This window comes from Trueperella bonasi (genome assembly GCF_030811535.1).
Taxonomy (GTDB): domain Bacteria; phylum Actinomycetota; class Actinomycetes; order Actinomycetales; family Actinomycetaceae; genus Trueperella; species Trueperella bonasi.
Genome location: NZ_JAUSQX010000001.1, coordinates 1134883 through 1161859, shown reverse-complemented (window position 1 = coordinate 1161859; position 26977 = coordinate 1134883). Strand labels below are relative to the sequence as shown.

24 protein-coding genes and 1 pseudogene are annotated in these 26977 nt (G+C 58.3%); 12 read left to right on the top strand and 13 right to left on the bottom strand.

Features of this window, described 5'->3' with window-relative positions; genetic code table 11:
• Positions 1–37 precede the first annotated feature (37 nt).
• Complete coding sequence (locus J2S70_RS05415; protein WP_307682718.1) at positions 38–892, top strand: class C sortase; 855 nt, start codon at positions 38–40, stop codon at positions 890–892.
• Here the strand turns inward: J2S70_RS05415 and aroD are convergent.
• The 7 genes from aroD to J2S70_RS05380 are packed head-to-tail and all read right to left on the bottom strand — an operon-like array spanning position 889 to position 6753.
• Complete coding sequence (gene aroD / locus J2S70_RS05410) at positions 889–1644, bottom strand: type I 3-dehydroquinate dehydratase (protein ID WP_307682717.1); 756 nt, start codon at positions 1642–1644, stop codon at positions 889–891. The two genes, J2S70_RS05415 and aroD, sit on opposite strands and share 4 nt — an antisense overlap.
• Entirely contained in the window at positions 1641–2408 is a 768-nt protein-coding gene (locus J2S70_RS05405; RefSeq protein ID WP_307682716.1) for a hypothetical protein, read from the bottom strand. Before J2S70_RS05405 ends, aroD begins: the two co-directional genes overlap by 4 nt.
• A complete protein-coding gene (locus J2S70_RS05400; RefSeq protein WP_307682715.1) occupies positions 2405–3415 on the bottom strand; it encodes a vWA domain-containing protein in 1011 nt (336 codons plus the stop codon). The genes J2S70_RS05405 and J2S70_RS05400 overlap by 4 nt, the downstream gene beginning before the upstream one ends.
• Positions 3412–4392, bottom strand: a complete 981-nt coding sequence (locus tag J2S70_RS05395; protein WP_307682714.1) for a VWA domain-containing protein — start codon at positions 4390–4392, stop codon at positions 3412–3414. Before J2S70_RS05395 ends, J2S70_RS05400 begins: the two co-directional genes overlap by 4 nt.
• The gene (locus J2S70_RS05390; protein ID WP_307682713.1) at positions 4386–4844 is read right to left on the bottom strand and encodes a hypothetical protein; all 459 of its coding nucleotides are present in this window, start codon (positions 4842–4844) and stop codon (positions 4386–4388) included. Before J2S70_RS05390 ends, J2S70_RS05395 begins: the two co-directional genes overlap by 7 nt.
• Positions 4834–5733 (bottom strand): DUF58 domain-containing protein, encoded by a 900-nt coding sequence (locus J2S70_RS05385; RefSeq protein ID WP_307682712.1) that lies wholly within the window; start codon positions 5731–5733, stop codon positions 4834–4836. Before J2S70_RS05385 ends, J2S70_RS05390 begins: the two co-directional genes overlap by 11 nt.
• 18 nt (positions 5734–5751) lie before the next feature.
• Positions 5752–6753: an AAA family ATPase gene (locus tag J2S70_RS05380; protein WP_307682711.1), complete on the bottom strand. Its 1002-nt coding sequence runs from the start codon at positions 6751–6753 to the stop codon at positions 5752–5754.
• A 156-nt stretch (positions 6754–6909) separates the two neighbouring features.
• On the opposite strand from J2S70_RS05380, the gene J2S70_RS08875 reads away from it, so the two are divergent.
• Positions 6910–7158: a YwiC-like family protein gene (locus J2S70_RS08875; protein WP_407702656.1), complete on the top strand. Its 249-nt coding sequence runs from the start codon at positions 6910–6912 to the stop codon at positions 7156–7158.
• Here J2S70_RS08875 and J2S70_RS05375 read toward each other — a convergent pair.
• Positions 7112–8176, bottom strand: a complete 1065-nt coding sequence (locus J2S70_RS05375; RefSeq protein WP_307682710.1) for a histidinol-phosphate transaminase — start codon at positions 8174–8176, stop codon at positions 7112–7114. The two genes, J2S70_RS08875 and J2S70_RS05375, sit on opposite strands and share 47 nt — an antisense overlap.
• 84 nt (positions 8177–8260) lie before the next feature.
• Between J2S70_RS05375 and J2S70_RS05370 the strand changes: the two genes are divergently transcribed.
• The 3 genes from J2S70_RS05370 to purB are packed head-to-tail and all read left to right on the top strand — an operon-like array spanning position 8261 to position 10988.
• The gene (locus tag J2S70_RS05370) at positions 8261–8677 is read left to right on the top strand and encodes a phage holin family protein (RefSeq protein ID WP_307682709.1); all 417 of its coding nucleotides are present in this window, start codon (positions 8261–8263) and stop codon (positions 8675–8677) included.
• A complete protein-coding gene (locus tag J2S70_RS05365) occupies positions 8661–9566 on the top strand; it encodes a fructosamine kinase family protein (protein ID WP_307682708.1) in 906 nt (301 codons plus the stop codon). The genes J2S70_RS05370 and J2S70_RS05365 overlap by 17 nt, the downstream gene beginning before the upstream one ends.
• An 18-nt stretch (positions 9567–9584) precedes the next feature.
• Positions 9585–10988, top strand: a complete 1404-nt coding sequence (purB, locus tag J2S70_RS05360; protein WP_307682707.1) for an adenylosuccinate lyase — start codon at positions 9585–9587, stop codon at positions 10986–10988.
• On the opposite strand, the gene J2S70_RS05355 is transcribed toward purB, so the two are convergent.
• Positions 10971–11939 carry a Ppx/GppA phosphatase family protein gene (locus J2S70_RS05355; protein ID WP_307682706.1) on the bottom strand — a complete coding sequence of 323 codons (969 nt, stop codon included), beginning with the start codon at positions 11937–11939 and terminating at the stop codon, positions 10971–10973. The two genes, purB and J2S70_RS05355, sit on opposite strands and share 18 nt — an antisense overlap.
• A gap of 127 nt (positions 11940–12066) precedes the next feature.
• On the opposite strand from J2S70_RS05355, the gene J2S70_RS05350 reads away from it, so the two are divergent.
• The 7 genes and pseudogenes from J2S70_RS05350 (at position 12067) to J2S70_RS05320 (ending at position 22825) form a co-directional block, all read left to right on the top strand.
• A complete protein-coding gene (locus J2S70_RS05350; RefSeq protein WP_307682705.1) occupies positions 12067–13536 on the top strand; it encodes a hypothetical protein in 1470 nt (489 codons plus the stop codon).
• 42 nt (positions 13537–13578) lie between these two features.
• Positions 13579–13806 (top strand): heavy-metal-associated domain-containing protein, encoded by a 228-nt coding sequence (locus J2S70_RS05345; RefSeq protein ID WP_307682704.1) that lies wholly within the window; start codon positions 13579–13581, stop codon positions 13804–13806.
• Positions 13807–13809: 3 nt separating this feature from the next.
• Positions 13810–16092: a heavy metal translocating P-type ATPase gene (locus tag J2S70_RS05340; protein WP_307682703.1), complete on the top strand. Its 2283-nt coding sequence runs from the start codon at positions 13810–13812 to the stop codon at positions 16090–16092.
• Positions 16093–16156: 64 nt separating this feature from the next.
• Entirely contained in the window at positions 16157–18850 is a 2694-nt protein-coding gene (locus J2S70_RS05335) for a lysylphosphatidylglycerol synthase transmembrane domain-containing protein (RefSeq protein ID WP_307682702.1), read from the top strand.
• A pseudogene (locus J2S70_RS05330) lies at positions 18851–20302 on the top strand (DUF2079 domain-containing protein).
• Between the two features lie 96 nt (positions 20303–20398).
• The gene (gene pgm, locus J2S70_RS05325; protein ID WP_307682701.1) at positions 20399–22081 is read left to right on the top strand and encodes a phosphoglucomutase (alpha-D-glucose-1,6-bisphosphate-dependent); all 1683 of its coding nucleotides are present in this window, start codon (positions 20399–20401) and stop codon (positions 22079–22081) included.
• Positions 22082–22237: 156 nt separating this feature from the next.
• Positions 22238–22825, top strand: coding sequence for a hypothetical protein (locus J2S70_RS05320; RefSeq protein ID WP_307682700.1), 588 nt, complete (start codon positions 22238–22240; stop codon positions 22823–22825).
• 77 nt (positions 22826–22902) lie between these two features.
• On the opposite strand, the gene J2S70_RS05315 is transcribed toward J2S70_RS05320, so the two are convergent.
• The 4 genes from J2S70_RS05315 to J2S70_RS05300 form a co-directional block, all read right to left on the bottom strand.
• Positions 22903–23661, bottom strand: a complete 759-nt coding sequence (locus tag J2S70_RS05315) for an iron ABC transporter ATP-binding protein (RefSeq protein WP_307682699.1) — start codon at positions 23659–23661, stop codon at positions 22903–22905.
• Entirely contained in the window at positions 23658–24686 is a 1029-nt protein-coding gene (locus J2S70_RS05310; RefSeq protein WP_307682698.1) for an iron chelate uptake ABC transporter family permease subunit, read from the bottom strand. Before J2S70_RS05310 ends, J2S70_RS05315 begins: the two co-directional genes overlap by 4 nt.
• Positions 24683–25621 (bottom strand): ABC transporter permease, encoded by a 939-nt coding sequence (locus J2S70_RS05305; RefSeq protein WP_307683377.1) that lies wholly within the window; start codon positions 25619–25621, stop codon positions 24683–24685. Before J2S70_RS05305 ends, J2S70_RS05310 begins: the two co-directional genes overlap by 4 nt.
• 178 nt (positions 25622–25799) lie before the next feature.
• Positions 25800–26831, bottom strand: coding sequence for a siderophore ABC transporter substrate-binding protein (locus J2S70_RS05300; protein WP_307682697.1), 1032 nt, complete (start codon positions 26829–26831; stop codon positions 25800–25802).
• Positions 26832–26977 lie beyond the last annotated feature (146 nt).

Genomic DNA, 26977 nt, shown 5'->3' with positions numbered 1-26977 from the left:
CCACGACTGCCCGGGAGCACGTACATGTGGAAGGAACATGCCAAAACTCGCGCTGAATTACGCGACTGCATTGCTCGTCGCACTCGGAGCAACCTTGCTCTTCTACCCCGCAGCCGCATCCTGGTTCGCCCTTGCCAACCAAACGCAGATCACAGCCGAATACTCCGCGCAGATTGACGACGCCAAACCCGAAGCCACGCTACAACTTTCGGCAGCCAGAGAATACAATTCGGCCCTCAGCTCCGGAGTACTCGTGGGCGCGTGGAATAATCTGCCGGAAGCCGACTCGGTTCACTCCGATCACGTCAGTGCCCACGGTATCGAATGGCACTACGAAGATATTTTGAGCACTGAACAAACCGACGTCATGGCCCGTTTACGAATCCAATCAATCGATGTCGATATTCCCGTTTATCACGGCACCGAAGAAGACACACTCCTCAAAGGGGCCGGCCACCTAGAGGGAACCGCCTTTCCTGTAGGTGGTGAATCAACCCGATCGGTGATCACGGCCCACCGGGGGCTGGCAAACGCCACCATGTTTACGAATCTCGACAAAGTGGTTAAAGGTGACACCTTCGTGATCGAAGTGTTCGGCGAAACCTTCACCTATTCCGTGATCGACATTCAAGTGGTACCACCCGAGGCCACTGAAGAAATTCAGATTGTTCCCGGCGAAGACCTCGTCACGCTCATCACATGCACGCCGCTAGGAATCAACACTCACCGCATCCTCGTCACCGGAGAGCGCGTCATCCCAACACCCGCCAGTGATCTCGCGCAAGCAGGCGAACAATCCAACCTTCCCCGATTCCCCTGGTGGGCAGTAGCTTACGGGGCAATTCTCTTGGGCGTGGTCATCTACCTCGTACGCTCACACCGCCGTTCCTAAACTCGGCCAAGATACGCGCGCAAATCAGCGAGCGTAGGCTGGCCGGGCGCCGTCGTCGCACCCGCGGAAGCAAAGGTCGCAATCGAACCATATTTCCAGCCGTCCAATCGCGAACGCTGGCCAGCCTCCCCCATCGCAATGGTCATCAGCGGTCGGCGCGTTTGGCCGGCAACGGCTTTCGTCACATCGAGCAAGCGCGCGGTGTCTTCTTCACTACATGCCATGACGGCAAGTTTCGCTACCGCATCCGGAATCTTCAACATGTCGTCGAGCATGACGTACATGATTTCCGCGTCCGGCGTTTCCTTCCAGTCGTGATGTGAGACCACCGGCGTGTAACCTAGCCCGGCCGCTCGCCGCGCCAAATCGGGCGTCGCAGCGGAGTGAAACTCAAAATCTATTCCCACTCGTTCGGCCGGCACGCGCTCCTGCATCAGGATATCCAGCGCGGTGGCGAGTAAGACACGATACCTAAACGGCGTAATCGGAAGTTCACCGCCCTGCTCCCGGCTACGCACAGTGAACAGGATCGGCAGTTTGGTCTGAGCGAAAAGTTCGCGCAGCACGTCGCGAACGAGGCCGTCAACATCTGCTTCCGGGTGTTTAGCAAGCAGATAGTCCGCCCGAAATTCAAGCGCGTCAGCGCCAGCGTTTTGCCGGGCAATCGCCTCTTCTACGATGACTTCGGCGGTTGTGCCAACCAGCGGCACGATGATTGCGGGCCCGACCCGGCCCGGGCTATCGAAAATCACCAGTTTTCCCCCTTCCAGTCTCCATATGTTCCATCGCGTTGCTGAGCTTCACGGCGCAGACGTTCGGCCTCTTGGGCGCGGCGCTCAAGCTCTTTCGCCTTGAGCTCGCCAGTTGATGGTTTCGGTTCATCTCCGTTCGGACCATCCGGTGGGTCTTCGCCCCCTGGTGAATCACCACCCTGGGATTGGCCCTCACCTAGCTGGTTTTGCTCGCTCGCCTCTTGCGCCTTGCCGTCGGTATCTTGCTTTTGCTGTTCCGCGTTTTGCCCTTGGGGCACACATTGAGCCACCGTATCAGAGGCGGTCATGTAGGTAGCCTGAGCCTCAATGAAGTAGCCCGCTTCAAATAGTCGGTCGCCCTGGATCTCGTGCCCAATGGCCAGATTCATCCGCACTCGACATTCGGGAGTGAAATCTTCCGGTTCTTCCACATTTGCCGGCATCGGTTCATCCAAGTCCTCGTCCTTAGGAACCAGCTCCAATGCCACGGTCAACGTCTGCATACCGGCATCGACGGCGTCGGCACGGATTTCCGCCGTTCCCTGCCCGAAGTACGCCTCCCAGCTATCGAACCTTTCGGGAATAACGCGAGTGCCGATGCCGTACGACCTTGAGCTATGCCCATAGTCTCCAGCAGCGTACCGGGATTTTCCCGATCCCATCGAATAAACGGCAACGCCGGCGACGACGGCGACACCGGCGAGCACAAGCGCTAAGACTATCGAGAGCGCAAGTGCGATTCTTTGCTTCAAACCGTGGCTCATGTCCGTCCCTGCCTTCCGGGACGCCGCGTTGCAAACATTCCAGCCGATCGAACTTGCGGAATGAGGTGTGCAATTTCCCAGGCCGTCAACAGCGCAAACACAGTCGCACATGGCCAAATTGTTGGGCTATAGGTTTGCTGTTCGTCTGACTGGCTGAGGAGGGCTTGCGCGCCTATAGTCTCCGCAATTTCTTCCATTCCACCAGGAGCGGTGCGGTGGAAGAACGGCACGCCAATTTGCTGTGCAACAGTATTGAGAGCATTAATATCAATTCGCGATATCGCATCCCCACCTGCCGGATCTCGAATGTATTCCTCGTCCTGGCTCCACAGGTGGTGCTTCAACATTCGGCCGCCTTCTTCGGTGCCATAGCCGAGCACCATGCCGCCTTGGAACAGGCCCTTCCACGAAGAAAAATCGGGCTGTTCGTCACGGCTCGACGAGGACGTGTCGGTTGATTCACCGTCCGTCATCAAAACAATGATCGGCACCTGCGTCGGATCCGTCTGCCTTCCCACGATCTCAGCCACCAATTCAACCGGCCTATTCATCGATGAACCACCCGAATAGTCGGTGGGTTCCCGATCATAAACCTCGAGCCACGTCGCCACGGCATTCTTGTCAGACGTGAGCGGCAATTGCTGGCTGGCGGTCGAAGAGTATTCAATGATGGCATAGTGGGCGCTCGGCAATTCTTCCATCAACGCCAACGCATCCGCACGCACCCCTTCCACTCGAGGTTGCCGATCGGGGCCGTAATCTTCGGCGGCCATCGAGCCCGTCGCATCGATGACGAAATAGACCGCAAGATTCGAGGTCGACGTCGTTACGGTCAGCTGAGTTGCCGGCGCGAGGCCCATCGCGATCACCGCGAGCAGCATCCCGGCTCGTCGCAACCAGGCCAATATTCGCCGACGATCCTTGATTGCCCCGAGCACGATGAAAATCGTGCCAAACACGCCGATTGCCGCAAGTAACCAAGCGGGGATTAGAAATTGGAAGTTCACAGCTTAAACCTCCACGCCACACCCAGTAGCACCAAGGAGGCAAGACCTATAAAGATTGGCCACCTCCCGGGGGTATCGACCGTCAAGGTCTCGCCGACGCTCCCCAAATCCACGGCGTCTTGATCCTGAACAGCTTTGACGATCCCGTCTGCAGCAGACGCGTCGCTAGCCTTGTAGTAGTACATTCCGCGCGACTCAAGAGATTCTTTCATCTCCTCATCATCGTCGCGCCACGGGCTTGCGGTGTAAAGCCCATGAACCACGATTCCCCTATCGGCCGCGAGTTGCACAGCTTCGTCGAGCGTGAAGACGGGGTTACCGGCCAATTCATTGTCCGTTGCGAAAATCATGGAACGCGAACGTTCCTCATCTTGCTGATCGAAGGATTGTGTACATGCAGCCAACCCATCACCAATGAGCGAGGAGCCATACGCGATACCTGCCTCGGTCCCAGCAACCAATTTCGCGAACTCTTCCCACTCGTAGGCATCGGCTAATGCGTTTTCGGCCTGCTCAAGCTGATCGAGAACAAGCTCGTAGTCACTGGTCAGCGGGAAAACGAGGCGGGCACCAGAATTCCACACCATCATTCCCACGCGTTCACCTTCAAAATTCTCCACCACCCGCGAAAACGACCGGACGATCTCAGCATCGAATTCGATCACGGAGCCGGAAACGTCCAAACACAGCATGATGTCCCGAGTTGCAAGCTTCGATTCGGTATTCACCTCATCCGAAGGCCTGCCCGCCAGATACGCCGCTGCCACGCCGCTAAAAAGTCCGGCCGCCATCATCGCCGCGAGCGCGACGCGCAACATTAGCAACCGGCGCTGGAACCGGGGGTGTTGCCGCGCGCGCTGCGTATGGGCCACGGCCACTCCCCCAGTTCGCGAGCGTCGCACGCTCAGCAGCCACCCCAGGGCGGCGGCGCCTAAAAGTATCCCGATCAGCAGTATGAACAGCCAGGTCGTTACCATGCGAGCACCGCCTCAACCGCCCGATCGCGGGCGCGCGGTATGTCCGCACGAGCATAGGGCGCGAATGACGGCTCCTCCCACGAAGAAATCGCGTCGGCGGCTTTCTCAAACGCTCCCACCCGGCGCAAGTGCGAAGGCTGCCATGCGCGCACGTCCATTCCGGCACGTTCACTTAAAATTGCACGTAGTTCCGCCGCGAGTTCGATGTGAAGTTCGCGTGCCTGCTCATCTGCGCTGTGCCAGTGTCTGGCGACGACGTCGTCGATCCGGCGAATCCACCGGTCACGTTCGTTTCCACTCGGAGCGTGGAGCTTCATCCTCCGTACGGGATCACGGTGGAAGTACCACATGCCAACGAGGAGAATCACGCTCATCGCGACTAGGCTTCCAACCAGGATCGCTATCAAGGTTCCCGATGCGCCCGTTGGGTCAATAAGTTTGTCAACTGGCACGGCGCCTCCGCAACAATTCGATCAGTGCGCCCGGAACTTCTTCCGAAGAGGTCACTGTTGCATTCCTGACGCCGGTGGATCGCAAAATGACACGCGCGTGCTGGTGCGCCCTGCGCCTATCATTTTCCAGATCTTGGCGCAGTATCTTATCTTCGCGAACAAAGCGCGGAATGGCCGAGCCGTCAACCACGTCGACCATGTGCCGAATTCCTTCGCTAGCCACGTTCATATCCGCCACCCGCATCACCAACACCTCGTGTTTGGTTCGGATTCGACGCAAAGTTTGTTCATCCGCCTGTTGCGGCCAGTATTCGTCCGTCACAATGAGCAAAAGCGCTCGGGGTTGCGGCACACGCAAGATCTCTTCGAGCATGGCCGACACGTCACAATAGCCGGAAGTATTATCCAAACGCTCCTGCGCCGCGTCGAGCGAAAAATCCAAATGGTTATTGCCGTTGCGCGCGGGAACTCGGACCATCCCCCGGGTGTCCCCGTAGACGACACTTAGCCTATCGCCGCGCTGTATCGCCAAATAGCCGAGAATATCCGCGGCAAACATCGCAATATCGGCCTTGGTCTGGCCCGAAGGTGCAGCGCCGAGCATGTCACGCCCCGTATCAATCACGAGCTGCGTGAACATGTCTGACTCGCGCTCAAACCGGCGGATGATCGGATGGCCTGCACGAGCGGATGTTTTCCAATCGATATCGGCCACGTCGTCGCCATGTTCGTATTCAACGAGATCCTCAAAGTCGTGGCCGTGCCCGGTAAAAATCGAAGCGTGGTGACCCTCGTACATTCCCGAGGCGCGCCGTATCACCGGTAGCGCAACTTTTGCCCGAACGAGCGCTGCACGCGTTGCCTTGGACTGATCTGAAAGTCGTCTCACTGTCGATCTCCGCCACCATCACGGGGTTGGTACGGCTTGGAAAACAGCATCAATGAGCGATTCTGGATTAACGCCATTGGCAAGCGCATCGTACGTGCGCACGAGCCGGTGGCGCAAAATCTGGTGGCGAAGCCGTGTAACGTCCTCCGGAATCACATAGTTGCGCCCGGCTTGCAAGGCGAGCGCCTGCCCAACCTGCATCAGGGAAAGCCCTCCTCGTGGCGAGGATCCCACGCGCACGTGGCGTGTAAACTCGGGGATCGGGCGCGGCCCCTTGCCGCGCGTCGTATTAATGATGTCCACGATGTATCGCTTGATCGAATCGTCGACGTATACGCGCCGGGCGACTTCTTGAAGATACTGCACGTCGCCGGTGGAAATCGGTTCGACCCCGCTCGGCCGCCCAAAGGAACCTTCCGCAGTTTTCGTGAGAATCTCGAATTCTTCATCCGGCTCCGGATAGGTGAGCACTTCCTTGATTAAAAAGCGATCCATCTGAGCCTCTGGCAGAACATAGGTACCCTCCTCTTCAATCGGGTTTTGGGTAGCCATCACCATGAACGGATCAGGAAGCTTAAAGATAGTCCCGCCGATCGACGTTTGCCGCTCCTGCATCGCTTCCAGCATCGCTGACTGGGTTTTGGCCGACGACCTATTGATTTCATCAAGGAGGACCATGTTCGCATGGACCGGGCCAAGCTGTGTGGAAAACTCACCGGTTTCATAGGAGTAAATCTGGGTTCCAACAATATCGTTGGGCATGAGGTCAGGCGTGCACTGAATCCGGGAAAATGATCCAGAAATCGCGTCCGCCACAGTTACAGCCGCCGTCGTCTTTGCCAGACCTGGCACGGATTCAAGTAGCACGTGCCCACGTGCGATCAGGGTTGTTATGAGCGCTGTAGAAAGATCTGCCTGACCAACAACTCTGCCTTCAAAAATAGCTTTCACGCGGCCGATAAGATCGGCAGATTTGGTCATCTCTTCGTCATTAATCTGACCACTGGCAAGTGCTTTCATTTTTCGTCCTTGCATTTGGAAACTACCGTGGCCAATTGTACGGGTCACCACACGCACATTCATCATCCGCGAAGCCGACACGAAGAACGTGCTGGTAGTTGAAGATTGGCGAAAGTGGAGCGAACGAAGGGGCAGCAATGACCAACAACTGGTTACCTGATCACGCAGATCCGCCGCCCTCACCTGGTTCGCTGGCTTCCGGTTGACGCTCCACTTATCGCGATCACCGCGTGGGCATCGACGCATCGGAAAGACCGATCGATGGTCAACAATATCGCCACGGTAGGAGCCGCGTGCTTAACATTGCTCGTCGCCGTTGACATGGGCCCTGGTAGCGGGGCCGACTGGCCGCGCAACTTTACCCCGCGTAGCCGCGGAATTTCTTGTAGGCCCGCAGGAGTCTAAGTGAAGCTTCCCGTTCGGCAACGCTGACGCGCACACCCTCGTCTGCAAAGGTGCGCACCACGATTTTTTCCTCTGCGCAGTGGCGTGCGAATCTTTCCGAGCCCTCACCAAGTTCGAACCACACAAAGTTTGCCTGCGAGTCCGGTCCGTTCCACTCGAGAGCCCGCAGGGCTGTCATCAGCTTTTCTCGTTCCGCAACGATCGCTGCAACGCGCTGATCGACGGCGGGGCGAACCTGCAAAGCTGCCACCGCAGCCGCCTGTGCCAGCATATTCACGCCGAAAGGTGTGGCCACCTTGTCAAGACCTAACACAATGTCCTCCACTCCAAGCGCGTAGCCCACGCGTATTCCAGCCAGCCCGTACGCCTTGGAAAAGGTGCGCAACGATACCGCGTTCGGAAATTGGCGGACCAGTTCGAGCCCGCGTACGGGATCGTTCATGGTCACAAAATCTTCATAAGCCTCGTCGATCAGCACGGGGATCTCACGTGGAACTGCACGCATGAAACGATGGAGCTCATCGTGGGTAAGTGCGGCACCCGTCGGGTTGTTCGGCGTGCACACGAGGATTGCCCGGGTCTTGGGCGTCACTGCATCAAGCATCGCCGCAAGATCCGGCTTGCCATCTGCGCGCAATGGCACGCCGACGGGCGTGCCGCCCGCCACCTGAATCGCGATCGGGTAGGCCTCAAAAGACCGCCACGGCATCACGACTTCCGAGGCCGGGGTGCAGATTGCGGTCAAGAACTTTTCGATCAACGCAGTCGAACCGTTTCCCACCGCCACGTTTGCCACCGAGGTCTTGTGATAGGCAGCGATCGCCTCGCGCAAAACCCCATTGCCCATATCGGGGTACCTGTTCAGGTCCCCAATCCGAGCGGCGATCACCGCTTCCACACCGGGTAAGGTCGGGAACGGCATCTCGTTGGAAGAGACCTTGATGATCTCCGGATCCGTGGAAGCACGCCCAGCTATATAGGCTGGTAGCTGAGAAAGTTCGGGTCTGAAATAGGTCATAGCCCTATCTTGCCCCCATTTCGGGGCGCACGCACCACGGCAAGGCATCTCGAGCCTGTGCCAGCGGATGACTAAGCTGGAATCATGAAGTTCTTCATCACCGCTGCGGTCAACGCCGTCGCACTTTGGCTCACCACCCTGTTTCTTTCGGGGGTCCGGCTCGAGGGCGCAGTGCCTGCCGATTCTTTCCTCGCTGAGCTCGATCCCTCGGGCCAACGGGGCGTCTACTTCCTTCTGGCCGGCGCGGTACTCGGCGTTGTTAATATGCTGATTCGCCCCGTTGTGAAAATACTTTCCCTTCCATTCTATCTGCTGACCCTCGGCCTATTTTTCCTCGTGGTTAACGCGCTGATGATTATGCTGACGGCATGGATCACCAGCTTCTTCGACCTATCGCTCTCCGTCGCTTCATTTTGGTGGGCGGTGGGCGCCGGCATCATCGTCGGCCTGGTGAACTGGATACTGGGTGGAATATTTGAGGAGGATGAGCGCCATTCCTAAGACATTTACGAAATCTGCCCGCGAACGGGCAATAGCTCACGAAGTTGCCGGCCTAGAAGCACTATCGCAGGCTGCTCGCCACGGCGGAGCTCCCGTGGCTCGTATCGCGAAGTCCTCGGCTACCTCGCTCGCAACCTATGCCCTCACCGAAACTTCCCCCACCGTTCAAGCTGCGCACGAATTCGGCGCTCGCCTCGCGCGCACGCATGCCTACTCCCCGGCGGGTAAACGTGTTTTTGGCGAAGAACCACCCACTTTTCCCGCGCGCTTTGGCCATGTTGGCCACATGGGCTCCGCCTTGCTGACCATGGTCCCCGCCGATTCACCCGCACGCACATTCGGCGAGTTCTATGCCGAAGATCGCCTGCTCCCATACATCGAAGCCGCGCTAAAAAACGGGGCATTTCATTCCGGCGACGCTGAGGTGATCGAGCGTTTGGCCGAACGCCTTCGAGACGGCGTGTTCGACGCCCCGCAGCCCTGCCTCGTTCACACTGACGCGGCCCTTCTCCACGGCGATCTATGGGCCGGAAACCTTCTGTGGGCCAGGGCTGATTCGATCATCGACGGCGCGGGCCAAGCTCACGGCTCGCCCTCCTATCCCGCACCGGGCGAGCGCCGAACCACCGGCACTAGCGAGCCGATCGGCGTCGTTATTGATCCCGCATGCCACGGCGGACACGCAGAATCAGACCTCGCGCAACTACACGTTTTTGGCGCCCACCACGTGGAACACATCTACGCTGGCTACAACGAGGCATCTCCGCTAGCCGAAGGCTGGGAAGAACGGATCGGACTGCATAAACTCCACATCCTCATCATCCACGCGGCCCTTTTCGGAGGTAGCTACGGTTCCCAGACGATTCGGACTGCGAAGCCCTACCTATAGATGTGCAAGAATCGGGGCATGACGAACTTTACCGCTGCACTGGGGCCGCTCGATGGCCGCTACCACAACGAAACATCCCCGCTCGTGAAATACCTATCTGAGCCGGCGCTCAACCGAGCAAGACTCAAGGTTGAGGTTGAGTGGCTCGTCTTCCTCTCCCTGAACGGGGTGCTCCCCGGTGCGCCCGTGCTAAGTGAAAACGAGATATCCTACCTGCGCTCTTTGGTGACACACTTTGGCGAAGACGATATTGTGCGGATAGGTGAGATCGAGGCAGAGACTCGGCACGACGTCAAGGCCGTGGAATACTTCCTCAGAGAGAAAATGGATGCAGCTGCAGGAGTCCTGGGCGAAACCTCTCTGCCTGACATGCATGACATCGTCCATATTTTTGCTACTTCGGAAGACATCAATAACCTGGCACACGCGTTAAACATTCGAGACGCCGTGACGCAAATCTGGCTGCCGGAGGTGGAAAATTTCGTGGCAGAGCTATCTGACCGAGCGCGCGAATATGCAGATGTTGCAATGCTTGCTCGCACGCACGGGCAGGCGGCATCGCCAACCACACTGGGTAAGGAGTTCGCGATCTTTGCCTGGCGGCTGAGCCGTCAACTCGCCAAGGTCCGCGACGCTGAGTATCTGGGCAAATTCAATGGAGCCACGGGCACATACGGCGCGCATGTGGTTTCAGTGCCGGATGCGAACTGGCCGGCGCTCACCCAAGAGTTTGTTGAGAGCCTCGGTTTGACTTTCAACCCGCTTACCACCCAGATCGAATCACATGACTGGATGGCCGAGCTATTTGCCGATGTTGCGCGCTTTAACCGAATCGCACACAACCTGGCCACCGATTTTTGGACCTACATTTCGTTAGGTTACCTCAAGCAGAATCTGGCCGCGCACGGATCCACCGGATCGTCAACCATGCCGCACAAGGTTAATCCCATTCGTTTCGAAAACGCGGAGGCAAACCTCGAGCTATCGTGTGCGCTGCTGGACACGCTTGCCGCAACGCTCGTCACCTCGCGGCTGCAGCGTGATTTAACCGATTCCTCAACGTTGCGAAACGTGGGTGTTGCGTTTGGTCATTCGCTTCTAGCGGTAAAGAATTTACGGCGCGGGCTCGCCGGAGTTGACGCCCACCCTCAGCGCCTCGCCGAGGATCTCGACGGCGCATGGGAGGTTCTCGCCGAACCAATTCAGCAGGTGATGCGCACGGCGTCCATTGCCGGCGCCGAAGGCATGGAAGATCCTTATGAGCGGCTCAAAGACCTCACTCGCGGCCATGCCGTTGGCCAAGAAGAGATGCGCGCTTTCATTCGGTCGCTGAATTTGCCGGCGGATGTTGAGCAACGGCTAACCGAACTCACGCCCGCTAGCTACACGGGGCTGGCCGCCAAACTAGCCGAGATCGGATAGGTCGAGGCCGGATTCGCGCGGGATCACCTCAAATTGGTCGATGCGCTCAAGGAGCACGCCTTCGCGTAGCGCCCACGGGCAGATTTCTAAACGTTTCACCTTGAACAGTTTCATCGCCCGATGGGCAACCTCGGCGCCCGCAACGATCTGGTACGTACGCTCTGGCGTGATGCCGGGAAGTTCCACTCGTGCCGCAGCCGGAATACGTGCAATCCGGTCCACCCAGTCACCCAAATCCGATCTGCTCATCCGGCGCCGTTCCTCCGGCCCCACCACGCTGATCCTGTTTCCGGCAAGCCGAGCCAGCGAACGGAAGGTCTTCGATGTCGCTACCACGTGATCAGGTGTGGGAAGATCGTCTAGCGCAGCCGCTAACGGCTCAAGTTCCTTTTCGATCTCGCGCCGTAACATCACAAGCTCAGAAGCCCGAGGTGGATCATGCTTGAGGAAATCCTTCGTCAGCCGCCCGGCCCCAAGCGGCACGGAAGCCACAAATTCTGGTTCCTCGTCGATACCGAGCGACACCTCAAACGAGCCTCCGCCGATATCGAGCACCATAATGCGGCCGGCCGCCCAACCGTGCCAGCGCCGAGCCGCGAAGTAGGTCAGCTCGGCTTCCTCAGCACCGCTGAGCACTCCGAATTTCGCTCCTGCAATCTTCTCTAGCCGTTCCAGCACGTGGGGTCCATTTGTGGCCTCCCGGATTGCGGAAGTGACGATGCCGATCATTGCCTCCACATTGTGTTTGCGGGAAAAAGCTGCCGCTTTGCGGGTTGCATCTTCAAGCGCGCGAATACCTTCATCGTTGATCGAACCGTCATCTTCAAGGTATTGCATGAGCCGCACCACGGATCGTTCGTCCGCAAACGGATCGGGCCTGGCCCGCGCATAGGCATCCACAACGATGAGGTGAACAGTATTCGAACCAATATCTAAAACTCCGAGACGCATGTCACAAGGGTAGTCCACTTTTGTGGTTTGAGCAGATCTTTTAACCACATAGCAGCGTGACCGCTCTGGCAGCGGTGTGCCCTCATCGTCGCTACCACTAGAGTAGGTGTAAGGGTCAAGGAGTCACATGGTTACTTTTATGCTTGCAGTTTCCGAGCCACAGGCGCGCGCACTGTTAGAAACGGGGTACGACGTCGTCTCCGGATTTGCGGTTGATGCTGCGGCTGCCGCATCGGTCGCCGAAGTTGGGGACCTCATCGATCTACTGTGTCTGCGTTTTCCAGATTCGCCGTTTGCCGACGATAAGCCGATAGATATTATCCACGTGCCGGCTGATCCCTTTACGACGGACCGGCTTGCTGTTGGCCCATTGCATCCGCAGGCGATTCAGGGTGGCGTTATCGAATGTGGCAACTATGACGGCTCGGGAGTCGCCCGCGGAGGAGGGGTGGAAACCGAGCTACTCTTACTTGACCCGTGCCGGATCACCGCCGGATCCACCCTGTGGCGCTTCTATCCCGGCCAACCCGAACCCGAACATCGCGGCACCTACCACGGGCTGGCATTTGGTTGGGAAAACGCCGAGTCCGGAACGTTTAAGGCGGGGATCCCCACCCCCTACCTTGGCCCGCTCATTCGCCGCAGCTGGGGCTCGATTCCGTGTAATGTGGAGCTGGGCGAGAACGGCAAACCGGCGTCCGTCACCATGGTCTCCCCCGTTAAGCCCAAAGGGGAGGACGGTTTCGAGCAGGTGGAATCGGGCATGTGGGCAAAACGTATCGAGGTTGATGAAACAGCTGACATTTTCACAGATGTCGTAACCGGTCACGTATCGGGAATACCCGTGCGAATCGTGCGATCGGTTCGCAAAGATAACAAGATCCTATTTCAAGTCGCATCGACGCTAACTGACGCGCTCTATCTTAATCGTGCAAAATTCCACCGCTGGTCGGGCGCAACGTACACCGCGCTCGTCGACTCCACACACATCACCGATCAAAGCCGCAAAGAAGCAAAACCCACCGTATGGGACGTGGCAAGCCGTCCGGCGGTAGCCACGCGTCCGTTAAAACCGGTGGATTTTTCAGACCCGAATTCGCTGCTTCGCGAAACCTTCGCACTCATCGCTAAAACAGCACCTCCGGGTTGGCAGGAAGTAACGTTACGGACGCAAATTATCGGAACGTCCGCAATTTACGAGGGCTTTGCCAAGCTAGCGGAAAACAAGCTTGCCGCACTGCGAGTCATTCCGACGGCAATCATTCACCACATGCGCCGGCTCAAACAAGACCGCGCGCTAGCCGGCGAGGAACCATTCGTGGTAGCGGTTTTGCGGCTGGAGAACAATGGCAAGGGAACGCTCAATCTCAACGGTTCTCAAGAGCCCCCGTGGGCGGATCTCGTAGAGCCCGAGGAATGGCATCACGAAGTCGCCGCCTTCCCACGCACGGGTACCACGATGCCCGATTGGCTGTTGGATCGAGTCTCCCACGACCCGCCCGAACAGCAGGAGCAAACTCCTTCGTTGACCCCCTATCCGCAAGACCTCACGGCTAATATCCATTGGATTAACGATCTAACCAATGAAGAAGCGTAGTACTATCACCCGCACTGCGGGCACGAAAGAAAGGTGGAAAACATGGCACATATCCAACTTCGAATCGATGGCATGACCTGCGACAACTGCGTGGCACACGTCAGTGAAGAACTTACTGAGCTTGACGGCGTCGCAGATGTCCTTATCACTTTAAACACGTCCGGCACTTCCGAAGTGCAGGTGGTTACCGATGGTGAGGTCACTGACGAGCAGCTGCGTGAAGCGGTTGACGAAGCTGGCGAATACCACATCGTCGATATCGTGCGATAAGCCATGGGCCGAGCGGAGATCGACCTCGCCGTCCAAGGTATGACGTGCGCCGCCTGCGTTGCACGGGTGGAGAAAAAGTTGAACAAGGTTCCCGGCGTTACCGCCGTGGTGAACCTGGCCACCGAGCGCGCGCACGTCCACCTCGACTCCGCGGATCTCACCGGTGATGATCTGGTCGAGGTCGTTACCAAGGCCGGTTACGACGCCACGCTCATTCGCCGCGTTGACATCGACGACGACGGCGGCCGCGTGTCATCTGGCGGGGCCGATCCGGCGGCTGTTGAAGCGGCCACGGAAGCAGCTGCGAAAGCTCGCGTGGATGATCTGTGGCGCCGTTTCGTGGTCTCGGCCGTGCTGTCCGTGCCAGTGATCGCCCTATCAATGTTCCCCGCATTACAGTTTCCGGGCTGGCAGTGGTTGATCGGCGCACTCAGCTTGCCGGTTGCCTTCTGGTGCGGTTGGCCCTTCCACAGGGCCGCGTTCCGTGCCGCACGTTTCGGTTCATCGACGATGGACACGCTCGTCTCGCTGGGTATCGTGGCTTCGATGGGCTGGTCGCTGTGGGCGCTACTGTTTGGTGGGGCTGGCCATATCGGCTACACGATGCGCATGACCGGCATCCACGGTCTTGCCGATAACGCCCATCCGCACCTGTATTTTGAATCGGCCGCTATGATCGTCACCTTCTTGCTGATCGGCAGGTGGCTCGAAGCGAAATCGCGCCGTTCCGCGGGCGATGCCCTGCGCGCGCTCCTCGATCTTGGCGCCGATCAGGCCTTCTTGCTGCGGCGCGCGGATGGTACAGAGGTGTATGCGACCATTCCCGTTTCTGAACTTCAAGTTGGCGATGTCTTCCGCGTCAGACCAGGGGAGACGGTGGCCACCGACGGCGTCGTCCTCGCGGGAAATTCTTCGATCGACGCTTCGCTTGTCACCGGCGAATCCGTACCCATCGACGTCGGGCCAGATTCACCGGTTACGGGCGCGACTATCAACAACCAGGGCTCAATCGAAGTTCGAGCCACGCGCATTGGCGAAGAAACGACGCTCGCTCAGATGGGCCGGCTATTAACCGAAGCCCAGACCGGCAAAGCTCCCGTACAGCGGATTGTGGATCGCATTTCGGCGGTGTTCGTTCCAGCCGTAATCGTGATTGCGCTCGCAACGTTCGGCATCCGGATCACGATTGGAAACCCGCTTGAAATGGCGCTTGCCTCCGCGATTACCGTGCTCGTGGTGGCATGCCCGTGCGCGCTCGGCCTTGCCACACCGGTGGCACTGCTGGTTGGCTCCGGCAGGCTTTCTCGGCTAGGCGCACTTATTCGCGGCCCCGAAGTTTTGGAGAGCGCCCACCAAGTAGACACGATATTGCTCGACAAGACCGGCACGTTAACGACGGGCGTCATGACTGTCAGCGAGGTCGAAGCAGCGGGAGATTTGAGCGACGATGAGCTTGTCGCCATCGCGGCCGGTGTCGAATCTTTCTCCGAGCATCCCGTGGCTAAGGCAATCACGGCGCACGCCAAAGAGCTCGGCGTCCAGCTTCCCGAAGTAACCGGATTTGAAAACCTGGCGGGCAACGGGGTGGTTGGGCGCATTGGGCGGCAATCGGTGGCAGTTGGCAAATTCAATTGGTTGGATGCCGAAGGCCACGACGTCGAACCGCTTCGCGAGCGCGCGAAGGCCTTTGCTCATTCGGGTGCGACGGCCGTCGCCGTCACCATAGATCGTCAGGCTGCCGGCGTGCTAGCGATTCGCGACTCGATCAGACCCGAAGCTCGCGAAACGATCGATATGTTTCGCGGCCGCGGCCTCACGCCCATCCTTCTCACCGGTGATAACGCGGGAGCAGCCCGAGCAGTAGCCCGCGAACTGGACATCACCGAAGTTCACGCCGGGGTACTACCAGAAGGAAAAGTGGAAATTTTAAGCGAGTTGAAGGAGGCCGGAAAGTCCGTTGCCATGGTTGGCGATGGGGTCAACGACGCGGCAGCGCTTGCAGGCGCAGACCTGTCCATCGCGATGGGATCAGGCACCGACGTCGCGAAAGCCGCGGCCGACATCACAATCGTCAACTCCGATATTCGCACCATCCCAGCCTCGCTGCGCGTCTCTGAAAAAACCCTGCGAATCATCAAAGAAAACCTCCTGTGGGCCTTCGCGTATAACCTCATTGCGATTCCGCTCGCGATGTTTGGCGTGATCGTTCCCGGAATCGCGGCGCTAGCGATGGCCAGCTCGTCGGTGATCGTCGTGCTCAACTCACTTCGCCTACGCGGGGCCTAGGTGCATGGGCTTCCTCACCCCGAGGTATTGCCTAGATAACCCGTGTTTTCGTTAGGATCATCGTGTGAGCACGCACTCGCCCGACTCCAGGCCGCCCAGCAAACACACAGCGAGCGGCTCTCAAGGTGTGCGCATCCGCAAACCTCGCCGTGACGTGCTCCTCATCGACTCCCCACAGCGATGGGCCCGGAATCCTGCAGATCTGTTCGGCGTCATCTTAGCCTTTATCGGCGCAGCGCTCGTCGGACTTGTAGCTGTCTACGGCCGCACTACCACAATTGCCGTGGCTGCTGATGTTCGCCGAGCAACCGGAGGCGTTCTCGAAACAGTCCTCGCGTTACCAATCAACGCACTCGAAGGTATTCTCTCCTTCTTCCTCCCGCTCGCGATCGTCATCGAAATGATCGTGCGGCGCCGATGGCGCACACTTGCCACAGCCGGCGTGGCCGCAATACTCTCGGTTGCGCTCACAAACTTAGTCCTCTGGGCCGGCGACCATTGGTGGCCAAGATCGCCCCTGGTGGACCAGCTCTCGGACGCCGTCGAACAGCAATCCCATATCGCGCTCGTACCCTACGTGGCACTCGTTTCGGCGCTGCTTGCAGTTTCCGGATCATCTAAGGGTTCGAGCCTGACCCGTACCGGTTGGTGGCTACTGGCCGTCGTCCTCTTACTTTCGGTGCTGCAGGGAAATCAAACCCTCACGGCAGCGCTACTGACAGTGCTCGTCGGGGTCATCTCTGGCCTGCTGACACGCTACGCGATTGGCGGAGAACCCGAGCGCACAACCGGCCCCCAGCTCATCGCGATGATTCGCAGAGCCGGAATCGACGTCGCCACCGTCGTACGCATCGACGACCTCACCGCCGACGATCCTCTGTATGCCTACGATATCGCCTCGACAGCGCCCATCGGCCACACCAATATGGCCGGGCTCGATCACATCCGCCAAATACTGGCCACCACCCCACCTAGCGACGACCATGCTACCGAAGCTCAAAACCTCATCCACGAAATTGAGTCCATGGCATCCTCCGACGAGGCGACCGAAATTAACGGGCTCGACGCGGAAACATTTCGCAAGGACATGGTCGAACGCTACCCCGCCACCTGCTCATCACTTATTTCCCGCAATTACATCGCTACCGATGTGGATGGAAAGGCCTACCATCTCAAGCTTCTCGACGCTGACCGCCAAATCATGTCAGTCCTCGATGACCTGTGGGCGCGCCTCACACTGCGCACCACGATCCGGCAAACTCGCTCAACAATCGAAGCCACAGCCGAGCACATGGCACTGCTGGCGATGCGTGCCGAACAGCTCGGCCTAGGCGCCACTAAATTCGTCTCTTTGGCCAGATTCGAATCGTCCATTGTGATTGTGGACCATGCCGATCAAGCCCCACTTTTGGAAGACGTGCTTAGCGAAGATATCTCCGATGCCGATCTGGACAGCCTGTGGCACCAACTTCAACGCGCCCATCGCTCCGGAATGTCCCACGGGCACATGCAGGCAAAATACGTGAAAAAACACCCGGACGGACTGCAAATCACATCATGGCACAATGGTTCGGTTCTCTCAACGGACGCTTCGCGGCAGGTGGATATCGCACAGACAGTGGCGATGCTGGCCGGCGCCGTCGGCATCGAACGGGCCGTAGCTTCGCTTCGGCGTGCACTTCCCGGGCCAATCGTGGCGTCGGTGGCGCCCTTCCTCCAAAAAACGATCCTGCCACGGCCAACTCGCGATTTCTTCTCGAAGAAGGAACTGCAGGCATTGCGCGACGCGCTCGCAGAAGACGTACCGGATACAACCACACTTCCAGCAGTTGAATTCACACGCTTCTCTGTCAAAACGATCGTGACCGTCATTATCGGTGTTGTCGCCATCGCAGTGCTTCTCGGTTCGCTAAATTTCGAAGACCTCAAAGAAGCTATTACCGGCGCGAATCCGTGGTGGATGGTGGCGGCATTCCTCACCGGCCTGGGAACCTACGTGGGAGCGGCAATCGCGCTCAAGGCATACGCCCAGGAAGATGTACCGTTCGGACAGACGTTGCTCGTGCAGGTTGCCGCCTCGGTTGTTACCCTGGTTGCGCCCGCCGGGATCGGGCCCGCAGCGCTCAATCTACGCTTCCTCCAAAAGCAGGGAGTTGCCACTGTCCCGGCCGTTGCCACAGTTTCGATCACTCAGATCGGTCAATTCCTCGTGACGGTGATCTTGCTGATCATTCTTTCGCTTTTCACCGGCGATCTTGGCAGTTTATCGTTGCCGTCCGGATCCGTGATGATCGCAATCGGAGTAATCGCCCTTATCGTTGGTGCGATTGTAGTTATTAGACCTGCGCGTCAGTGGCTTCTCGCGCGCATCCGCCCGACTCTGCAGCAGATTTGGCCACGGCTGGTATGGTTGGCGACCAACCCATCGCGCATTGCTCTCGGTGCTGGCGGTGCCATATTCCAGTCGATTGCGTTCATTGGCACCTTCGGGATGAGTTTGCGGGCTTTTGGTTATGAACTACCGCTTATCACCTTGGCGATCACGTATCTGCTTTCAAACTCGGTTGGTTCGGTTGTGCCCTCGCCAGGTGGTATTGGCCCGGTGGAGGCTGCGCTCACCGGCGGCTTGGTGATTGCGGGCATTCCGTCGTCGGTCGCATTTTCCACTGCGATTGTGTACCGGCTTTTCACGTTCTGGGGGCGTGTGCCGCTGGGCTGGGTTGCGCTGCAGATCGCACAGAAACGAAACGTCGTTTAAATGGCGGAGCGTAAAGATTCGCGAGCGCCGGTGGTCCGGCGGGCGTCGATCATCCGCGAGGTTCACTCCGATCGTCTGGGGTGGGTGCTCGCGGGCGTCATGTTTGCCGGTTACACCGCGTTTTCAGTGTGGCAATGGCGAAATTTTGCGGCTCCAAGCTGGGATTTGGGAATTTTTACCCAGCTGCTTGAGCGGTATCGCACGCTTTCGGAGCCGATCGTGCAGATCAAGGGGCCGGGCTACAACCTATGGGGCGATCACTTCCATCCCATTCTGGTTCTTCTCACGCCGCTATATGCGCTTTTCCCGTCGGGGCTGACCTTGATGGTTGCGTAAAATGCGCTGTTCGCGGTGTCGGTGGTTCCGATTACGTGGCTGGCGCGCGATCGTATGGGCCAGGCTGGAACGTTCGTCGCGGTGGCATATGCGCTGAGTTGGGGCCTTGCTCATGCTGTGGCAGTGCAGTTTCACGAGATAGCGTTTGCCGTGCCACTGCTGGCGTATGGCCTTGTATTTTACGTGACTGACCGGGTGTGGCCCGCGATCATTGCGGTTGGTGCGCTGGTTTTCGTCAAGGAAGATTTGGGCCTGACCGTGGCCGCGTTTGGCGCCGTTGGGCTGTGGGATGCGTGGCAGAAGGGGCGCGGGCGCGGGCCGTGGATTGCCGCCGGGCTTTGGGGAATTGCTTGGTTTGTGCTGAGTATTTTTGTTATTCTGCCGGCCTTCAATACTGCCGGGCAATGGGATTATACGAACCGTGTGGAAGACGTGAGCCTCGGCAGCCAGTTACTGAACTTCGTGACGCCCACCGAAAAGTGGATCACGGTGGGGCTGCTCATTGCGCTGGGTGGGGTTATCGCACTGCGATCTCAGCTCATGTTCCTGGTGGTGCCGACTCTCGCGTGGCGGTTTATTGGCAACGTGGAATATTACTGGGGATGGACATGGCACTACTCTGCCGTATTAATGCCGATCGTGGCGGTGGCGGCTGTTGACGGTTTTGCGCGGTGGAAGGCTGACCGCGCTGACTCAGCAGAAAGCGATGATCCGGTGAACTACCAGAGCACGACCGGGCGGTTAGCGCTAGCAGCGGGCGTCGTCGCTCTAGCCTCGGCGCTCGCGATGGTTGGCAGCGGACCGCTTAAACATGTGTGGCACGGCTATTACGTTTGGGACCCGCAAGGTTCGCATGCCGCGCTCGAAGAATTGGCGGATCTGGAGGCCGGCGCAGACGCCGCCGTCGCATCTGACGTGACGCACCTTGCCTATCTGGCACCGCATTACGAAACGTACTGGACCGGATCAATGGGCACAGTCGTGCCGGACGCGTGGATAGTGGAGCTCGATGAGCCCGCGGACACCAAGGTTGCCTACGCTGAGGCGCGGTGGGGCGGAGCATGGGAAGCTCAAACATTCGGCCACGTGGCACTGCTGACCAACGCCGATGGATAACGCCGAATTTGAGCCCAATTTCGCCGCGCAAAGCTCGGAAAGTCGCAGTTCGCGAAATCTGTAGATCTAGCTCACAAAAAGTGAGAACATACAGTCATGAATGAACGTGCTGGCAAGCTTGCCCAAGAAGAAGATCTCATCGATGTTGATGCCCTTATTTCGGCCTACTACGACGTAGAGCCAGATGCCGATAACCCTGCCCAGCAGGTCGTGTTTGGCACCTCCGGCCACCGCGGTTCCGCGTTTGACGGCGCCTTTAATGAAGCTCATATCGTCGCTACCACGCAAGCAATCGTGGAATATCGCGCCTCGCAGGGAATTGACGGCCCGCTCTACATCGGGCGTGACACCCATGCCTTGTCCGAGCCGGCAGAAAAAACGGCTCTCGAGGTGCTCGCTGCGAACGACGTCGAGGTGCGGATTGACGCCCGGAATTCCTGGACGCCCACCCCGGCTGTATCGCTGGCAATTCTCACCGCGAACGGAGCGGACACCGCGGAGGGCGTGCGCACGCGCGGCCCGGGCCTGGCTGACGGAATCGTGATCACGCCGTCGCACAACCCGCCTCGCGACGGCGGCTTCAAATACAACCCGCCGCACGGTGGCCCGGCCGACACGGATGCCACCTCAGTGATCGCAGCCCGCGCGAACGAGCTTTTGCGCGACGGCTGGAAAAACGTGAAGCGCGTGCCCTACGAGCAGGCGCGCATCAAGGACACGACTCGCGGGCATGACTACCTTTCCGCATATGTGGACGACCTTTCCTCCATCCTCGACCTCGAAGCGATCCGCTCTGCCGGGATCCGGATCGGTGCGGACCCGATGGGTGGCGCTTCGGCCGAGTACTGGGGTGCGATCGGCGAACGATACGGGCTCGATCTGACAGTGGTCAATCCCGAAGTAGATCCCACGTGGAGGTTTATGACGCTCGACTGGGACGGCAAGATCCGCATGGACTGCTCTTCCCCGCACGCGATGGCTTCTTTGCTGGAGCGGATGAAGCCGGGCGCTGATGGTTCAGTGCCGTTCGATATCGCCACTGGAAATGATGCCGACGCCGATCGGCACGGGATCGTGACCCCCGATGGTGGGTTGATGAACCCGAATCACTACCTCGCGGTTGCGATCAACTACCTGTTTAGCAATCGCGGACAGTGGGCTGACTCTGTTGGTGTTGGCAAGACTCTCGTGTCTTCCTCGCTCATTGACCGCGTGGTTGCGGGAATGGGCAAGAAGATGGTGGAAGTTCCAGTTGGCTTCAAGTGGTTCGTGCCTGGCCTGATCTCGGGCGACATTGGATTCGGTGGTGAGGAATCGGCCGGTGCCTCATTCCTGCGTAAGAATGGCACAGTGTGGACCACGGACAAGGATGGCATCATCCTTGACTTGCTCGCATCGGAGATCATGGCCGTGACCGGGAAGTCGCCGTCGGCACTTCATCGCGAACTGACCGATCAGTATGGCGCATCCGCGTACGCGCGTATCGATGCTGCTGCCACACCGGATGAAAAGGCGAAATTGAAGGCGCTCTCACCCGAGGACGTCACGGCAACGGAGCTTGCAGGCGAGCCGATTAAGGAACGCTTGGTCAACGCTCCGGGTAATAACGAGGCAATTGGTGGCCTGAAGGTTGCCACGGAGAACGCATGGTTCGCTGCACGCCCGTCTGGCACGGAAGACGTGTACAAGATTTACGCGGAATCTTTCCTTGGTGAAGATCATCTGGCCAAGGTTCAGGCTGAAGCCAAAGAGGTCGTGAACGGAGCGCTCGGAAAGTAGCACTTTAGATAAACTCGCATCTCATACCGAAAGGGATGCGAGGTTTGGGAATTTAACGTTTTATCTCCCGTACCGCGCATCCCTTTCGCTTGCGAATCACCTACAATGCGTCAACCTACGGTTGACAGCGGCGTCAACTTTTGGTTGACTGACTCCATGGATCCATTAACCAACATTCAACACCACCTCCAAGCCGTCAACCTGGCCGAAGTTCAGCTCGATGACGCAGTCTCTCAAGCCCGCGAAGCTGGTCATTCGTGGGCCGAGATTGGCGCAGTAATGAACATCTCGCGGCAAGCCGCTTTCAAACGGTTTGGAAGTGTCAAAGATCCAACGACAGGAGAAATGATGACTCCCCGCGACACAACAACAATTCCCACTATTGCGGAAAAATTTATCCGGCACATCGCGGCCGGTGAAGAGGCCCAAACTATGGCTATGCTTCACAAGCGATTCCATAAGGACCTTCCGTGGCCGGAAATCATGTCCGTCTGGAATTCTGTCATCACCGAAATCGGAGAGCTTGAAGGATTTTCAGACACCGTGGTGACCACCGTGAAAGGCGACCGAACAAAGGAATCCTTGCTTACCAAGCTCTACACGAAGATCATCGGCACCTGCGTGGTCGTCACGACGCTCGAACACGAGGCCGGTGAGCTGATGGCCCGAGTTGCAATCGATCGCGACGGTTACGTCGTCGGGATCTTACTCTTACCAACGGACGTAACCGAATACGCATTCTAAGCCAACCACTCCGGCGACACCGGAGCGAGGCCGTGCGATGGGTGGCTCAACGTGCGCGTTCAGACAACTGCACACGCTCAGGCAACGGGCATTGCAACAAGTCGTTCACCCACCCGCGCAACCTCAACATCGACGCCGAAGATTTCCTCGAGCCGCTCCGGGCGCATGACCTCTTCAGGGGTTCCAACAGTGGCAAGGCGCCCGTCCTTCAAGGCCACCATCGTGTCCGCATAGGCCGCAGCCGTATTCACGTCGTGAATCACGATCACAACCGACAGTCCGCGGTGATCGCACACGTGCCGCAGGTGACGCATCATATCGCGGGCGTGGCGCATGTCCAGCGCGGACAGCGGCTCGTCAAGAAGCAAATACTTTGTATCTTGCGCAAGCGCCATAGCGATAAACGCGCGCTGGCGCTGTCCGCCAGAAAGCTCGTCCAAGAAGCGATCCGCGAGGTCTCGCATATTCACGCAATCCAACGCGTCAGCAACATGCGCATAGTCCAGGCGAGTTCGCCGCCCCTTTGAGTGCGGATGCCGCCCGAGCATCGTCAGCTCGGCAACCGTCAACCGCACAGCCAAATGATTCTCCTGGCGTAAAATCGCAATCGTCTGCGCTAGCTCTTGCGTGTCCCAGTCAGAAAGACCTTTCCCGTCGACCGAAATCTCACCGGAACGCAGGTCGTGCAGCCGCCCGATGCCGGATATGAGAGTCGACTTGCCCGCACCATTCGGGCCAATCAAGGCAGTCACACCCGATTCTGGGATCGTGAGCGTCACATCGCGAACGACCGGATCGGCGTCGTAGGCCATCGACACGTTGACAATCTCGATCATCGGCGAATCCCCCGTAAAATCATGGCCAAAAGCAACAGGCCTCCAACCAATTCCAAAATAACTGGCAACACGGTGGCCTGGTGAAGCAGGTGCTCCAAAATGGCTTGGCCACCTACCATCACAACAATGCCAATCCCGCTCGCGGCCACGATCAGGTCACGCAAACGGTTCGATTCCACCACATACACGGCGATATTAACAACCAGTAGGCCGAAGAACATCAGCGGCCCCACCAAAGCGGTCGCGCTCGCCACCAAGATTGACGACGCCGTCAGCGCCCTGCGCACCTCGGTTGCGTAGCGCAGGCCAAGCGCGCGAGCAAGATCCGGGCCGAGCGCGAGAATGTCCCACAGCCAGCACTTTCGCCAAATGTAGATCAACGCAAGCCCGGCAAGAACGCTCGCGATGGCCAGAGATTCGGTATTGATCACGGAGAACGACGCCGTCGTCAGGCTTGCAACCGTCAGGTATTCGCCGGGGTCCATCACGGTCGAAAGCAGGGCGGTAAAGGCGCGGAAGAACGTTCCAACAACGATTCCAACCAGTACGAGCAGGTACACATTTGATCGCCCGCGCCGCAGCACGGATAAGAAGAGTGTCACCGCCACGCCCGTCATGATTCCAGCGTTGATCACGAACATGGTCCAGTTTGGGATTCGCACGGCGGCGGCCGAGCCCAAGAAAAACACGGTCGCGGTGGCGATCAGCTGGTACATCGAGTCGAAGCCCATCACCGAGGGGCTGAGGATCCGGTTGCGCGTCACGGCTTGGAATACGGCCGTTGCAGTAGCGAGTGAAATAGCGACGACGAGCAGCGCGGCCAGTCGTGTTTTCCGAAGCTGACCGATGATCGCCCACGCATCCAGCGCGTCGTAGAGGAGGAAAAACACGCTCATCGCGACCGCCGCGAGCGCAATAACAAGGAGCCGAATAAGGATTTGGCGGCGTCGCCCGTTGATCGCCACGTCGATGTCGCGGTGTTCGGCGATGCTCGCCGTCCTGCTCGTAGTTGACTGCGCGCTCACTTGACCCTCCGAAGCAAAATGGCGAGGAAAATACCCGCGCCGAGGACTCCCATCACAACGCCCACCGGAACTTCGGATGGGTAGATGAGGAGTCGGCCGATGATGTCGGCGAGAAGCACGAAGGCCGCTCCAACAAGCGCGACGAGCGGCAGGGAGCGGCGGATATAGTCGCCTTGAATCATGGACACGAGGTTTGGCACCACGAGGCCGAGGAATGGTAGCGGTCCGGCAACCACCGTGGTGATTCCGGTGACGACGGCGACGATCGTCAAGCCCGCCGCTTGAACGGATCTAAAGTTAAGCCCAAGATTGCGAGCCAAATCTTCGCCTAGGCCTGCCACGGTGAAGCGATCCGCATAAAGGTAAGCCAGAGCGGCCACCACAGCCACGATCCACAACAGTTCGTAACGCCCGCGAATGATTCCGGAAAAATCGCCTGTCATCCACGCATTCAAGGTTCCGTGCAAGCTGAATTCCCAAGCGAGGAAGGTAGCGCCGGCGCCGATGACACCTGACAGGATGAGTCCGATCAGCGGCACAACGATGATGTCACGGTATGGCAGGGTACGGATTACTGCCGTCAACACAACCGTGCCCAGAAGGGCAAAAACGACGGCAACGGCCATCTTCGCAGGCAGGCTCAGCGTGGGATGGAAAATCGTGACAACAAGAATGCCAAGGCCTGCAGATTCGGTGACCCCCGTCGTCGACGGTTCCACGAATCTGTTACGAACGAGGAGTTGCAAGACCAGTCCGGCAACGGCCATTGCTGCACCCGACAGCATGATGGCCAGCGTGCGCGGCAGGCGCGATGCGAGCAGGATCTGCATGTCATCAGCGCTGGCCCGGCCGAGCAGGATGTCGATGATCGACATTCGTGCCCCGCCGATCAACATCGAGATTGCACCAAGAATAAGGACCGCGGCGATACAGATCGTAAGCCAAAGGACATACTTTCCTCGGCGGGCTGATCTTTTACAGGTTGGCGCATGGTTGCAGGTCTCGGGGGTGAGGCACGGGCGGTCCGGCTCAAGTTTGAGGGGTTGCAACGAAGAAACGGTGGTAGGCGTGCCACTGGCACGCCTACCACCACTCGATGGATGACTTGATCGATTACTTGATTGCAGCTGCAATTTCGTCCAGCATTGCCGGGAAGTTCGAGGCTCCCTGCATAACCATGTACCACCGCTCTGGCGATAGGTACACGACCTGGTCGTTTTGCCATGCTGTCGTAGCGTGGATCAGTTCGTTGTCCAGAACTTCTTTCGCGGTCTGGCCAGGTTCCGACTTTCCAACTGCGGCGTCGCGGTCAACGACGAACATCCAGTCCGGATTGATCTCCTTGACCGTCTCAAAGGAGACCTTTTCACCTTTGTGGCCCTCGTCTGATTCGGGGCGCTTGTAGGCTTCCTCGAATCCGAATACCTGGAAGATCGGCGCCCAACGCGACCCAGAATCATGGACCGAGATCTCACCGGCGTTCGTCATGACGACGAGCGCCTTGCCCTTGTCCGCTGCTGTATCCTTGTATTCCTCCATGAGGTTCTCAAGGTCGGACGCAAACTTTTCAGCCTTTTCTTGCTGACCGACAGCCTGGCCGATCATGGTGAAAGTTTCAGGCACAGTCTCTGAGTAATCAGGGTTATCCCACGAATGCGAAGCATCAATGGTGGTGAACGTTTTCGCGAAGTCTTCATAGTACTTCGAAGAGCGAGCACCGACGATCACGAGATCTGGGTTGAGCTTGGCGATCGCTTCCATATCTGGCTCTTGGAGTCGGCCGATGTCTTCGACTTTGGTGTAGTCAACGCCGTCGTCGTCCGAAAGCCAGCTTGGAACGAAGGCTGCCGAAGTTGCGACTACCTTGTCTCCAACACCGAGCGCGTCGATCGTGTCAAGCGCAGCCATGTCGAGAACCACGATCGATTCGGGTTCTTTCTCGATAACGGTTTCGCCGGAGGCATGGGTGATTGTCTGCGGAAAGGCAGATTTGCCGCTGGTCTCGTCTGCGCCTTCGGCAGTTGTTTCTTTGGCCGTATCGGTGGCTTGCGCACCATTACCTTTTTCGCCGTCGTCGCTGTTAGAACAGCCGGTGACAAGAAGGGCGATGGCCCCAAATAGGGCAGCCATTTTCCTGAGTTGCATAGATTCTCCTGCTAGGGGCCGGACATCCGACCAACAACATAATACGCAAGCCTTTGCTTACCTAATTAGGTTAGGGCAACCTGTGAAAAATCGACAGGGACTAACGTCCTTGAAAGTAAATCGCTTTTAACGTGCAGTTAACCCTC